This is a genomic window from Gelidibacter japonicus (assembly GCF_010725055.1).
In the GTDB taxonomy this organism is placed as follows: domain Bacteria; phylum Bacteroidota; class Bacteroidia; order Flavobacteriales; family Flavobacteriaceae; genus Gelidibacter; species Gelidibacter japonicus.
The window spans coordinates 23518-36817 of the sequence record NZ_BJKB01000005.1 but is presented as its reverse complement, the minus strand read 5'-3'; the positions used below and the strand labels follow the sequence as shown (position 1 = coordinate 36817).

The following is a 13300-nucleotide window of genomic DNA, read 5'->3' as shown; positions in this document are numbered from 1 at the left end:
TGAACTCGGTCATAGGATCTTTTCACAAAACCGAACGGTCCATTCAGGGCATCTGGCCGACCTAATTCTATCATTAACTAAATCAATCCCAAGCCCCATGTTTTGTTTATACTGAAATCAGCTTCCAGAGGTGTGCCGTAAAATGGTAGGAAGAAAACTCCCCACTCACCACTCCCCACTACCTCAGCTCATAAAACCCGCGTTTCCCCACCTTGATCCGTAAATCTTTTTTTAGCGGAATACGTTGGTAAGGATCGGTCATTTTTTTGGTGTCAATTTGTATGGCACCGCTTTCAATGAGTCGTCTGAGAGCGGATTTGCTCAAATCGTCCTTTAAATGGCTGCATAAATCAATCAGACTAAGGCTGCCGTTTTCGGAAGTCATGGACGCTATGGAAACAGGCTCAAATGCTTTCTCTTCAAATATTTTATTTTGAAACTGATTGGTGAAAAAATCTTCAGCATCTTGCGCTTCCTGCGGACTGTGGTATTGGGTAATGATGTTTTTAGCGATGATTTTTTTAAGATTCATGGGGTTCTCTCCGACGGCCAACCGCTCTTTTAAGGCCTGCTTTTCTTCGAGGGAAAAGTCGGTGGTCAACTCCAAAAACTCTGTAATTAGCGTATCGGGCATGGACATGGTTTTTCCAAACATCTCATTGGGGGCGTCGGTCAAACCGATGGTATTGTGTAGCGATTTGCTCATCTTTTCTTTCCCGTCCAAACCTCTTAACAAAGGCATACACATGACCGTTTGTGGCTCCATACCGTAGGTTTGTTGCAATTGCCGCCCCATGGTACAGTTAAAGAGTTGGTCGGTGCCACCCATTTCAATGTCGCAGTCAATTTTTACAGAGTCATAGCCTTGTAAAATAGGGTACACCAACTCGTGCATGGCAATGGGCGTATTTTCGGTAAACCGCTGATTGAAATCCTTGCGATGCATCAATTGCGCCACGGTCACTTTTGATAAAATCTGAATGATTTCAGAAAAGGACAGTTGGTCCAACCAATCGGAGTTGAAAACGATCTTGCTTTTTTCAACATCAATGATCTTGGATAGTTGGGCGATATAGGTTTCGGCATTCTTAACTACCTCGTTGTTGCTTAAGGGTTGGCGACTTTTATTCTTCCCGGTCGGATCACCGATTCTGGCGGTAAAATCGCCCACCAAAATAACAATTTGATGACCTAAGTCCTGAAACTCCTTTAGTTTTTTCAGTACCACGGCATGACCCAAATGTAAATCGGGGGCGGTGGGGTCAAACCCAAGTTTGATGATGAGTTTCCTGCCTTCTTTTTCCGCCTGTTCCAACTTCTGGTCCAACCCATTTTCTGGTAGAATAATGTCTACGTTCTCTTTTAATCTGTTTACTGTTTCCATATCATTATTAAATAAAAAAAGCCCGAGCAAAATGCTCGGGCCTTAGGTATGTTACTATATATAATTTGTTTAAATCAATTTCACGTATGTATATAACCTATCCGAGCAAGTATTAGAAATATAATAAGTGCTGAAATACGGAAGGCGTAATATGTGGTTCAAAAATTTCATTTCGGGGGCAAAGTTAGGGAATAATATAGGATAAACAAGCTGTTTAAAGATAAACGTGCGGGTTGTTTTGTTTCCCGCCTTCGCTGCGCTACGGACGGGCAGGCCCGCCTTCGCTTCGCTACCCGCCTTCGCTTCACTACCCGCCTTCACTTCGCTACGGTCGGGCAGGCGGGCGGGCAGGCGCACGGGCAGGCTCGTTTCTTGTTTGCATTTTTGTGGAATGTAGTGGACATACAAATTTATAGGTCTTAAATCTTGACTCTTACATCTCGCATCCCGCATCTTGGCTCGTGACTCCTGCATCTTGTATCTTTATTCTATTCTCTATGTTCTTTAGTCTGAACTCAAACCATGCCCAAATAACATGGACTGCTTTTGATTTACATTGATATAAGAAACTGGCAATCTATTTCGCCAGACTACGGATTAGTGAATACTTGACATCGCACAATCTATCCTGATCTGTTTTTACTAACTTTAATCTCTTTAATACCATGTGAACGTATACATTCAAAAAAAGATGATCAAGGCATTAGTCGTTTACGCAAGCTTTACCGGCACCACCAAAGGAATTGCTGAAATCTTGGCAGCCGACCTAAGAGAACATCAGGTTGAAGTACTTATAAGGGAATGTACAGAGGTGTATCCCGCGGAATATTTGGAGAATGACATCTGTGTCATGGCCACCTATACCTACGGATCTGATGGTGCCTTACCAGAAGAAGCAGAAGACTTTTTTATGATCTCCAGGAGGTCGATCTCACAGGAAAGATCTTTGGAGTGCTAGGGTCGGGAGATCTGATTTACGATAAATTCTGTCCTTCTGTGGACGATTTTGATAAACAATTCGAAAAAACCCATGCCATACGAGGCGCAGATCCGCTAAAAATAAATCTCGCACCTGAGCCCAAAGACAAAGAAAAGATAAAACAATTTGCGCGGGATTTGGTAGCATCGTTTTCAAAAAACCGAAAGACTTAGGACGTAGAACTGTCGATGTCTGTCATCTTCCAATTATGGATCCCAAATGAGATTCAGCCTTATAAATGAACAATGAACTAAAAAAATGACCAAAAAATTCCGAAATAAATACCGCATACCATCGGCACGAATGCCGAATTGTGATTACGGGTCTGATGCCGCCTATTTTATTACCATTTGCACCCAGGATCGCAAATGGTTTTTTGGGAATATAAATGATCAAAAAATGGTATTGAATGCATCGGGGCAGGTAGCCCATGACGTTTGGATGCAAATCCCACAACAATTTCCGTATGTGGCATTGGGAAATTTTGTGGTCATGCCCAACCATGTCCATGGGATATTGGCGATTGATAAAATGGGGTATTCGTCGTCCGCGGTAGAGACGCGATAAATCGCGTCTCTACCGCCGCCATCCGCGCCATCCGCGCCATCACCAAAATCCCCCGGTGGCATCACCGGCAACAAAAACCCGATGTTTCACGATAACATTTCACGAATCATCCGATGGTATAAGGGACGATGCACATTCGAAATCAAGAAAAGCGTTGCGGCATTTGGGTGGCAATCCCGATTCCATGATCATGTCATTCGAAATGACCTGTCGTATCAAAAGATAGCCCAGTATATTGTGGATAATCCAAAAAACTGGAAGGAGGATAAATTTTATTCATGAGTAATAATCAGTTAAAAGCGAATAATTGAAAAATCGAAAACATTAGAGAATATTCTTATTAATATTAGAGTTGAAGAATAATTCGCATAACAGACATTTCAGTCCGAACAAAAAGATCTTTGGTCCTTTGTGGTTTGAAATTTCAGAAAAAGGCAAAGTTTTGTTTTGCAGAAATCCCTCACAAACCCTAAATACTTTTTCCCACAGGATTTAAAGTTCAAAATTTTCCCTAATTTTACCCCCTCACCCTAATAGTGTACAAAATTTATCTGTTTTAATAGACATGTGCCTTACTGTAGCACTAAATCCATACAAATCCCCAAAGCTTGTTTCAAGACCTGTACCTACAAAAACTGTAGGACCGAATTGGCAATGGATAAACGCTTGGAAATGAATATGATAATTCAATCAGAAGCGTAAAATGGAACGCTGTCACTATATGAACGGAGCTAATATGTCGCGTACAAATTCCATGCGGCCTGGGGCGCTGCCGTAGCGAATGGAATTGGAGAAGGTAAGCCTTGGGCTTTTAGATAAAAATTGAAATCATGGGGTCCGCTTCCCTAAAAAAAGTTTAAATAATCAAGTGTTTTAAATTATGACCCTACACGAAGCCATACAACAAGTGTTATTACAAGCAGGAGGTAAGTCCTTAACAGTTCCAGAAATCACCAAAATTTTAAATGCAAACAGCTGGTACAGTAAGAAGGATGGGTCTGACCTCAAAAGCAGTCAGGTGGGAGCTCGTATTAAAAACTATCCGCATCTGTTCAGTAGGACCAATAACTTGATTGGTTTAAAAAGTACAACGGGCATCATTCCCAAAAAATCGACACCCAAACAAAAGCAAGTGCCCGTAAAGAAAATAGTGTTGGATGATAACTTGATGATGAAAGTGCTCATCAATGAAAAGAACTTTAAATCTATTGCAGACTGTGAGCAGAACATTCCAGAGGCACCGGGACTTTATGCCGTGCGCATCAAGGACATCAAGGCCTTGGATACTGTGTTTTTAAATGTCTTGGCAGAACGAAACGATACCCTGATGTATATCGGCCATGCGTCCAAAAGTTTACGGAAAAGGTTTTTAGAGGAAGAACTACGGGCCATAGGACACGGTACTTTTTTTAGGACCATGGGAGCTGTCCTTGGATACGTGCCAGAGAAAGGTTCATTGATAGGGAAGAGCAATCAGAACAATTATAAGTTTGCTCCTGATCATGAGCAGGAGATTGTACAGTGGATGGAAGAGCATTTGATAGTTAATTGGATAGCCACCGACACCGATCTGAAAGCAGTAGAGGCCAAGTTGATCAAAGAACACATGCCTTTGTTAAATATTGCTGGAAACCCAGGCGTTATCAATAACGTCAGAATGTTGCGGAATAAGTGCAAGGAAATTGCACGAGGAGATCGTTAACAACGGCTGTTCCTATCCGTATTACTTCAATTGTTTTTATCACCAACCCCATATACTGGGATTCCGGTCGTTCTCTTTTGTTAATAGATTTTGAATGCTGGAATTAAAGTGTATAATTTGCCGAAATATTTCCCTAACCCTATGTCGCTTAAAATTAAATCGGTTTTGCTACTCCTTTTTCTTGTTGTAGCCTTTCATTCCTGTAAATCGCCCAAGGTGGTTTCACGACCTTCGCTTCCAAAAAGAGAAGTTCCACGGGTGGTTGCAAAACCCAAATCATCACTTCCTGCAACCAAACCGTCACGCCCTGCAACCAACGCAGAAGTCAAGGAAGACTTCAAGGAAGACCTCAAGAAAGAGATCAATAAAGAGATCAATAAAGAAGTTAAAGTAGAAGTTAAGGATGCAATTGAATCCAAAGAAAAGACCGAAATCGCTCCTCAATTCAATCACAGTCCCTTTGTCATGCGCGAATTTCGTGCTGCGTGGATTGCAACCGTGGCGAACATCAATTGGCCAAGTAAGCGCGGTCTGTCCACCAAACAACAGCAGGACGAGGCCTTAAGATTACTCGACTTTTTAAAGGCCCATAATTACAATGCAGTCATTTTTCAGGCCAGACCCCAAGCGGATGCCCTGTATCCAAGCCATTTCGAGCCCTGGTCTTTCTTTCTGACCGGTGAAGTGGGGAAAGCGCCGTCGCCTTATTATGACCCACTTCAGTTTTGGATAGAAGCGGCCCACGAACGCGGATTGGAACTGCACGTCTGGTTGAATCCCTATCGCTCCCACCACAGTACCGGTGGCGACCTGGTCCCGAAATCCTTGGTAAAAACACATCCGGAATTGATGGTGGGCTTAAAGAATGGCATGTGGTGGATGGATCCATCCAAAAAGGCCACACAAGATCATTCTTCGGCGGTGGTCATGGATATCGTAAAAAGATACGACATTGATGGGATTCATTTTGACGATTACTTTTACCCTTATGCATCCTATAACGGAGGGCAGGACTTTCCCGATACCGAAAGTTATCAGAGCTATTTAAAGTCAGGAGGAAAGCTCAGCAAGCCCGATTGGCGAAGAGCGGCCGTCAACAGATTTGTAAAGCGCATCTATCAGGAAATAAAAGCTGAAAAGCCGGAAGTGAAATTTGGGATCAGTCCGTTTGGCATCTGGCGACCAGGTTATCCGCAATCCATTACAGGCATGGATCAATACAACGAACTCTATGCAGATGCCAAGCTATGGCTGAACGAAGGATGGATTGATTATTTCACACCTCAGTTGTATTGGAAAATCGATCAGGTTGGTCAAAGCTTCCCCGTATTATTGTCGTGGTGGGAAACCGAAAACACCCAGAACCGACACTTATGGCCTGGCCTCAGGATCGATTATGGCGGGGATGCCGCCAATGTGGACGAAACCATCAATCAGATCATGTTGACGCGTGGAATGGCTGCCGAAAGTAAAGGCACTGCACATTGGAGTATTAGTCCGTTATTGAAATATCCAAACCTTTCAAAAGCCTTGGTGGAGGGTCCGTATAAAAAACAGGCCTTGGTGCCGGCGAGTCCTTGGCTGAATGACCAACTACCGGAAGCCCCAGTGGTGGACGCCCTGATTAATGGCGATAAGGTGGTTGTTTCTTGGAACCATGCAGAATCATCCTCGGTTTTTAATTGGGTGGTGTTCTATAAATATGCCGATACTTGGGAATATATCATCTTGGACAAGACTAAAAACAGTTTTGAACTGTCCCTCTATTTGGACGAACTGGAGAGTAGGGATCTGCTGACGAGTATTGGTGTGACTGCGGTAAATAAAAGCGGCAATCAGAGCAGCTTCAACGAAATTGAAATAGAGGCAAAGTTGTTTGGCGCGTTTTAATTAGTGAAACTCAATTTTTAAAAATTGCCAAGCAATGCATTAAAAATTGATAGTTGAACTAATCCCGCTGAAAAGCGGGATCTTCGGGTTTAATTCCCCGAGGCTCTACTTCGTTTTGTTTTTATTGGAATTTGAATACCTCTTGGGCTTTGACCGCCCCTGCCGGTCGGACGAGCCCCGAGGTGGTTTATTGGCGATGGCGGACTGTTTTAGGATGCTATTCAGTGCATACAATTGATAAAGAATGCCATCCTTTTATAGATATATATGTTAGGAAAATGTGGCGTTAATGCTTCCTGACGATCCAAATATCTTGCGGTATCCATGATCCAGCTTCAGGTTTTGTTTCGATATGCTCTAAAATCTCAACATTGCTGAATAGTTTTTCCATAAATGCCTTGGGTTGAAACGTCGTGTAGGTCCTATGGCCTTCTTTTACCTTTCCCCTCACCACCAGTTGGTTATTGTTGTAGGTGTTCATTTCTGGATCTGTTAGTTTGACCTTGTAATTATCGCCATGCGTCGTTAGGAACATGATGCCTTTGGGCTTTAAAATTCGATATAGCTCATGGTACCAATCGTAATGGAGTTGCTCAGAAAGGTGGGTGAAAATTGAGATGCCATAGATGATATCCATAAAATGGTCATCGTAGGGTAATTGGGCCTTCAGCGAATTGTTGTTGAAGTGAATATCGGGCAAGTTTTTTGAACACCAATCAATCGATCTTTTATTATAATCGGTCCCATAATAGTCGCATCTATTGCCGATGATCTGTGGTAGATGTCTAATGATCCGACCAGGGCCACATCCCCAATCCAGTATCCGTTTATCCTTTAATTCAATATGTTTCTCAAAATGGTTTTTCAACCACTTAACGGTCTCCATACTCCCGGTGTAATATTTCTGATAATTGATCTGAAAGGATTCATATAATAGGTAATCTGGCGGTAACTTAACATGAGGATGCTCTAATTTAAAACGCTTGTTAACCTTCCTGTTTTTAAACCTCTCCAAATAATAACGCGCCCAATCTGCCGGATATATTAACCCGAGTTGACGTAGTAAGTTTGAGATCTTTCCTTTTTTCATCTTTCTTATGACCCTTAAATTTTTGCCTCAAATATAAGTGTATTCCACTCGGATTGAAAGATAGTTCGAGGTTTGTGGTCCCTGGTGTTTTGATGGACAAGTGCGAGAGAAGGATCAGGCGCTTGTTATGAAGATAAAACAGTCCCTTTGTTTAAGACGCTTTTAAATAAGACGACCAAGGGAAGGTGAGGGCAGTAAAGCGCAATTTGCAGTGCTATAAACTAAATATGGTGTGGGCAGAAAACCTCCTAAATCACAAGACATTTAAATCAAAAAGGCACCTTACTGATAAGATGCCTTTTGGGATGAAATGTGGGATTTCTTAGAATTTATAGCCCAATGAAATTTGAAAGACGCTATTCTTGATATCCGGGTTTTCCGCAACCGTAGTCACCCCGTAGTTGTAGCGCGCTTGCGTAAATACATTGGAAGTAATGGCATAGCCCAAGCCTATATTAAGTCCGAAATCAAAACTTGAGGCATCCGTCTCAGCATCAGGGATGCTGCTGTCGTCAAACTCGGCTTTGTCATTGATTAAAAATGAAAGCTGCGGCCCTGCTTCCAGGCTGAGCTTCTCCGTCAGATAATATTTGGCCATCAACGGAATGGCAAGATAATCTACTTTGACTTTTAATGAATTCTCTACTTCCGAACCTTGTCTGGTGTATAACAGTTCTGGTTGAAGCGAGAAGGTATCACTTATTTTAAATTCGGTGAATCCACCCACGTGAAAACTGAAGAGATTGTTTCTATCGGCATCACCTCCCGTTAAGTTGGCCATATTAAGACCTGTTTTTAATCCAAAATCTACATTTTGGGCTTTAATAGACGTAGAGAGTCCGAAAACAACAAACGTTGATAATAATAAAAGTTTTTTCATAATTGATTGTTTAAAGATTAAAGCCAATCAATTGTTCAAAAATTATTCCAAAAAGGGGTGCCATGATATCTTTTTTTGAATCTTGCTTCAAGTGTTTGACAGTCTATAGGTTGTGACGATTATTTGCTGTCAGGTCAATAAGTTCTCCTAAGGATTTATGCTTAACTTTTAAAAAATAGCCCACCTTGAATTAGGATTTATGGTTCTTTATGGTAATAAATAGTGGAAACGATAGAATAATTTAATTGCCTGATTGTCAAACAGTAAAATCTTGACTTGAACCCCGGATCTCCAGGTTATGAAGGCAGCTTATAAATCGGTAAGCCCAGTGTTTATAAGGGTTTCAAACCATCGATAGTATAAAAGCTTAATTGTGTAATTTATATTAATTTACTATGTCGGAATTTGCTTTAGCAGATAATAAGTGGCATAATTTAACTCTCTTGATTTTACTTTCTATCCAGATTAGAAAATCAAAATACTTCAAGGTTTGTTTCTCGTAAATATCTTTAGAAATAAGTTTGAATTTTTCTTCTTTTTCAGACCAAAGTTTTGAGCGTTTTGAATTTAAGTATGGTAGATTGTGCTTATTTACAAATTTAATAATCTCCCTTTCTATTTTATAGCTTTTTTTTGCCATTTGTATTTCTCTATTTAAAGTTCGAGATTCATACTTTATAAATTCAAAATCCTTCATCTCATATAATATCAATAAATTCACTAATCTTATAGTTCTATAAAGTGGAAGTTGCGTGTAATCTCTACTCGCAAATAAAATTTTATTTAGAATTTTTTGAGCTTTTTTAAATTCTCCCAAACCAAAATAAATTAAAGACATGTGCAATTTGAGTTCAGCATTTTGAGATAGACTAAGAAGGTTTTCATTTTTAATTAAATCTTTAGCACTCAATTTCATTTTTTCTAAGCCGGAAGCAAAATCGCCATTATCAAGCAATGGTATTAATTCATAAAGAAATATAGTGCATTGAATTCTTAAATTAAAATATTGATGAGCCCCTTGAAGCTTTTTTAATTGTTCAATAAAATAAGTCATGCCTTCATAATTTCGCTGGAATCTCAAGGTGTCTAAAATTCCTTCTAAGGTAAATAAATAATAAATTGGAGGCTCAGACCATAAATGTTTATTTTTCTCCATTAACGAATTTAGTTCGTAAAATGATCGTTGAGCCGATTTAAAATCTCCTACATCAATTAAATAATTTGCCTGAAAAAGTTGATGTAACTTATCAATTTCTACATTTTCTTTAGTAAATGAATTGATGATACTCATTTCACTCATGACTAGATCATTGAGCTTATTTTTTTGTAATTCTGTTCTAGCGTTTCCTACATAAACAGATCTATGTTTCAACAGTTCTAATAAAGATGAAAGTTGATTTGCTTTTTGAATAGTCAGTAACGCTTCGTTCAGTTTAAATTGTTTTTTAAGTAATGTGTTTTCGTCTATTTCAGGATAGTTTAAAGAGAGGAGATAATCTAATTCAAGACGAGATGATAAAAGAAAAGCGTATTGATATTCGTGTTTTAAAGCCAGGTTTTTGGTCTTTTTTAATAGTTTAAAACATTCTTTATAAAGAGATTTTTCAAATAATATTCGCGCCTTGGAAATATTATCAAATAATAAGAAATTCAGATCTTGATTTTTTCTCAAATCTAAGATGGCATTGAGTAAAAAATTATGAAGATAAATTACTGAAGTTTCAAATGAAGTCCCTTTACAAATCATATTATAATCCTTTCTAACTGAATCAGAGGTACTATTTTTTTTATTAAGGATGATATGATATAGTTTCTCAAAGTTCGATGTTGAGTATAACAAAGAACTACTTATTGATTTTTTTTCAGCTTTTGTTAATGAGTTTATAAGATAAATTAATGATTCTGATTTCGTCATTTCGAAAATTTATTTTAGATATATAATATTTTAATCGCATTTACCTTGCAAAGTGCTGGTATATAGTTCTTTAGAAATTAAAGAATGATTTTGAGTATATGAAATTAGTTAATTTTTTGATGAATATGGTAATTTAATTCTGATAAATTTGAGAATAAATATAGGCGCTTTGAAAAAAAATATTGGAATAGTTCTCGGTTTTTCACTTTTTATTATTATTCAACTTTTGCCAACGCCAGAAGGTATGAGCTATGAAGCAAAAGGGACTGCAGCTGTAGTTGTGCTCATGAGTGTTTGGTGGATTACAGAAGCTGTACCCGTTTATGTGACTGCATTTGTTCCACTTGTTTTGTTTCCATTTTTTAATATTCTTTCACCCTCAGAAACTTCTTCAAATTACGGACACAACTATGTTCTCATGTTTTTGGCAATCTTTTTCTTAGCTAAAGCTATAGAAGTTCAGAACTTACATAAAAGGATAGCATTAAAAATACTCACTTTCTTCGGTACCAGCCGTTCGAGGATAATATTAAGTATGATGGTTGCTACGGCATTTGTATCAATGTGGATAGCTAATATTACAACGGCGTTAATGATGTTGCCCATAGGTCTGTCAATTATTGAGAAGGACGAAAATATAACTGGCGGCAAAAACGATTTCGCACCTGCCTTGATGCTGTCCATTGCTTATTCGGCATCCATAGGAGGGCTTGCCACCTTAATAGGTTCTCCAACCAATATGATTTTTATAGGAATATTTGAAAAGCTTTTCCCCGAAGCTCCGACATTCAATTTCTTTAAATGGTTGAAAATTGGCGTTCCAGTAGTCTTCATCTTTTTACCGATTTTTTGGCTGTTTATTATAAAATACTTTAAAATAAAGGGCAAATTAAGTGATAATTTAAATGTTGTTAGGGAAGAGTTAATAGATTTAGGTCACATCAAGTCAGGGGAAAAACGAGTTTTGTATATCGCTGTCTTAACTGTCTTTGCTTGGGTATTTAAAGATGCAATTTATATAGGAGAATTTCATGTTTATGGTTGGACTGAAATTTTAGGAATTTCCGACCGAGTACATGATGGGACTATTGCAATGGCTTCGGCGATATTGCTGTTTATTGTTCCCGCAAATAAAGATAGAAAGTTATTAAATTGGGAAGAAGCCAAACAGGTTCCTTGGGGTGTGGTTATCATTGTAGGTGGTGGTTATGCTGTTGCTAATGGATTTGATGCTACTGGCTTAGCAAATTGGTTGGGTGGTCAGCTCAATTTTGTTAGTAATTTTTCCTTTTTTACCATTCTTATTGTTGTTATAGCTTTTGTTTTGACTTTTACAGAGTTTAATTCTAATACCGCTAGTGCTAACATTCTTCTTCCTATTTTGGCAAGTACAGCTCTAGCAGCAAATATGAATCCATTACTTTTTATGATTCCGGCAACGGTAGTTTGTTCATGTGCCTTTATGATGCCAGCCGCTACTGGACCAAATACTGTAGTTTTTGCAAGTAATCGAGTCTCAGTTCCAGAGATGATAAAGTGTGGTTTTTGGTTAAATTTAATTATTTTGTTAATGCTGCCATTGGTATTTTATTTTGTGATTATTCCATGGCTTGGTATTGAATTGGAATTGCCTACTTGGGCATCGCAAGTGTAAAACATTAATCATATTATTATGGAAGAAATCAATAGGTTTTCTGCTGGAAATAGAGGTGAAAAAGTGAGATCTGATTGTTTTATGACTTTTGAATTAAAGACTGAAGGAGGCATAAAACTGACCTTGTCTAGCAAGGTTGAATCGATTTATGGCGAACATATAAGGTTATTATGTCTTAAGATTCTTGATTATTTTGAAGTAAAACATGCGGTACTAGATATCGAAGATAGTGGCGCTTTAGATTTTGTTATAGCAGCTAGGCTTGAGTCTGTTATAAAGCAATCGAAAGCTTCAGATAAGGAGTTTTTACAAGAGCTGATTACTGAGAACACGTTGATAACCAATAAAAAGCGGAATCGAATTACAAGGTTGTATTTGCCTGGTAATACACCTAGCCTAATGATTAATTCTGGAATTCATCAGCCTGACGGTGTCATCTTGGATTTAGAAGATTCTGTGGCATATTTAAAGAAGCATGAAGCACGTTTTTTAGTGAGAAATGCTCTTAGAAGTTTGAATTTTTTAGGTGCAGAAAGAATGGTTAGGATAAATCAATTTCCAGAAGGGTTAAAGGATTTGCCATATTTAATTCCTCATAATGTAAATGTTATATTAATTCCTAAGTGTGAAAATGAAGTTCAGATCAAAACAATTGTAGGTCATATAGAAATGATTCAGAAAAAATCAAAAACAATCAATCCCGTTTGGTTAATGCCAATAATTGAAAGCGCTAAAGGTGTTTTAAACATTGTAGAAATAGCTAAGTCTTCAAATACGATCGTTGCAATTGCTATTGGATTGGAAGATTTAACAGCTGATCTGGGCGTAAGTAGAACCCATTTAGGTATAGAATCACTTTTTGCAAGGTCACAAATTATTACAACATGTAAAGCCTTTGGAATTCAGCCTATAGACTCAGTTTTTAGTGATGTAGAAGATTTGGAGGGGTTAAAGGAAAATGTACTTGCATCCAAGTCTTTAGGCTTTGAAGGCATGGGATGTATTCATCCGAGACAGATTGAGATTATTAGAAGATATTTCGCGCCTTCTGATGATGAAATTGAAGAAGCTAAATCGATTATTGTCGCATATAATTTGGCGATTGAAAAAGGATTGGGCGTTATTTCGTTGGGGACTAAAATGATTGACGTTCCGGTAGTTGAAAAAGCAAAACATATAATTAAACATGCAATTGAATTAGGTAGGTTAGATGAAAATTGGACATGTAAATAACTATGA

Annotated in this window: 11 protein-coding genes; 7 read left to right on the top strand and 4 right to left on the bottom strand. The window is 38.5% G+C overall.

Annotated elements, in window-relative coordinates; genetic code table 11:
- Nucleotides 1-178 precede the first annotated feature (178 nt).
- A complete protein-coding gene (gene tyrS / locus G6N06_RS06765) occupies nucleotides 179-1384 on the bottom strand; it encodes a tyrosine--tRNA ligase (RefSeq protein WP_163515312.1) in 1206 nt (401 codons plus the stop codon).
- Between the two features lie 691 nt (nucleotides 1385-2075).
- Here tyrS and G6N06_RS19855 point away from each other — a divergent pair.
- The 5 genes from G6N06_RS19855 (at nucleotide 2076) to G6N06_RS06745 (ending at nucleotide 6522) form a co-directional block, all read left to right on the top strand.
- Nucleotides 2076-2342, top strand: coding sequence for a flavodoxin domain-containing protein (locus G6N06_RS19855; RefSeq protein WP_240337997.1), 267 nt, complete (start codon nucleotides 2076-2078; stop codon nucleotides 2340-2342).
- Complete coding sequence (locus G6N06_RS20120) at nucleotides 2336-2536, top strand: NADPH-dependent FMN reductase family protein (protein WP_371865817.1); 201 nt, start codon at nucleotides 2336-2338, stop codon at nucleotides 2534-2536. The genes G6N06_RS19855 and G6N06_RS20120 overlap by 7 nt, the downstream gene beginning before the upstream one ends.
- Before the next feature lie 85 nt (nucleotides 2537-2621).
- A complete protein-coding gene (locus G6N06_RS20115; protein WP_163515311.1) occupies nucleotides 2622-2930 on the top strand; it encodes a transposase in 309 nt (102 codons plus the stop codon).
- Between the two features lie 880 nt (nucleotides 2931-3810).
- Nucleotides 3811-4632, top strand: a complete 822-nt coding sequence (locus G6N06_RS19710) for a GIY-YIG nuclease family protein (protein ID WP_205334734.1) — start codon at nucleotides 3811-3813, stop codon at nucleotides 4630-4632.
- A gap of 165 nt (nucleotides 4633-4797) precedes the next feature.
- On the top strand, nucleotides 4798-6522 hold the full coding sequence (locus G6N06_RS06745) for a glycoside hydrolase family 10-like protein (protein WP_308469747.1): 1725 nt from the start codon (nucleotides 4798-4800) through the stop codon (nucleotides 6520-6522).
- Nucleotides 6523-6808: 286 nt separating this feature from the next.
- Here G6N06_RS06745 and G6N06_RS06740 read toward each other — a convergent pair whose 3' ends face one another.
- The 3 genes from G6N06_RS06740 to G6N06_RS06730 all read right to left on the bottom strand — a co-directional run bounded on the left by G6N06_RS06740 (nucleotide 6809) and on the right by G6N06_RS06730 (nucleotide 10407).
- Entirely contained in the window at nucleotides 6809-7612 is an 804-nt protein-coding gene (locus G6N06_RS06740; protein ID WP_163515309.1) for a class I SAM-dependent methyltransferase, read from the bottom strand.
- A gap of 322 nt (nucleotides 7613-7934) precedes the next feature.
- Nucleotides 7935-8492 carry a porin family protein gene (locus tag G6N06_RS06735; RefSeq protein WP_163515308.1) on the bottom strand — a complete coding sequence of 186 codons (558 nt, stop codon included), beginning with the start codon at nucleotides 8490-8492 and terminating at the stop codon, nucleotides 7935-7937.
- 385 nt (nucleotides 8493-8877) lie between these two features.
- Nucleotides 8878-10407 carry a BT2802 family ribose utilization protein gene (locus G6N06_RS06730; RefSeq protein WP_163515307.1) on the bottom strand — a complete coding sequence of 510 codons (1530 nt, stop codon included), beginning with the start codon at nucleotides 10405-10407 and terminating at the stop codon, nucleotides 8878-8880.
- A gap of 169 nt (nucleotides 10408-10576) precedes the next feature.
- On the opposite strand from G6N06_RS06730, the gene G6N06_RS06725 reads away from it, so the two are divergent.
- Nucleotides 10577-12061, top strand: coding sequence for an SLC13 family permease (locus G6N06_RS06725; RefSeq protein WP_163515306.1), 1485 nt, complete (start codon nucleotides 10577-10579; stop codon nucleotides 12059-12061).
- An 18-nt stretch (nucleotides 12062-12079) separates the two neighbouring features.
- Nucleotides 12080-13294: an aldolase/citrate lyase family protein gene (locus tag G6N06_RS06720; RefSeq protein ID WP_163515305.1), complete on the top strand. Its 1215-nt coding sequence runs from the start codon at nucleotides 12080-12082 to the stop codon at nucleotides 13292-13294.
- The last annotated feature ends 6 nt before the right edge of the window (nucleotides 13295-13300 follow it).

Excerpts from the sequence above, each read along its gene's own strand:
- G6N06_RS19710 (WP_205334734.1), top strand. The coding sequence starts at position 3,811 with ATGACCCTACACGAAGCCATACAACAAGTGTTATTACAAGCAGGAGGT.
- G6N06_RS06740 (WP_163515309.1), bottom strand. The coding sequence starts at position 7,612 with ATGAAAAAAGGAAAGATCTCAAACTTACTACGTCAACTCGGGTTAATA.
- tyrS (WP_163515312.1), bottom strand. The coding sequence starts at position 1,384 with ATGGAAACAGTAAACAGATTAAAAGAGAACGTAGACATTATTCTACCA.
- G6N06_RS19855 (WP_240337997.1), top strand. The coding sequence starts at position 2,076 with ATGATCAAGGCATTAGTCGTTTACGCAAGCTTTACCGGCACCACCAAA.
- G6N06_RS06735 (WP_163515308.1), bottom strand. The coding sequence starts at position 8,492 with ATGAAAAAACTTTTATTATTATCAACGTTTGTTGTTTTCGGACTCTCT.
- G6N06_RS06720 (WP_163515305.1), top strand. The coding sequence starts at position 12,080 with ATGGAAGAAATCAATAGGTTTTCTGCTGGAAATAGAGGTGAAAAAGTG.
- G6N06_RS06730 (WP_163515307.1), bottom strand. The coding sequence starts at position 10,407 with ATGACGAAATCAGAATCATTAATTTATCTTATAAACTCATTAACAAAA.
- G6N06_RS20115 (WP_163515311.1), top strand. The coding sequence starts at position 2,622 with ATGACCAAAAAATTCCGAAATAAATACCGCATACCATCGGCACGAATG.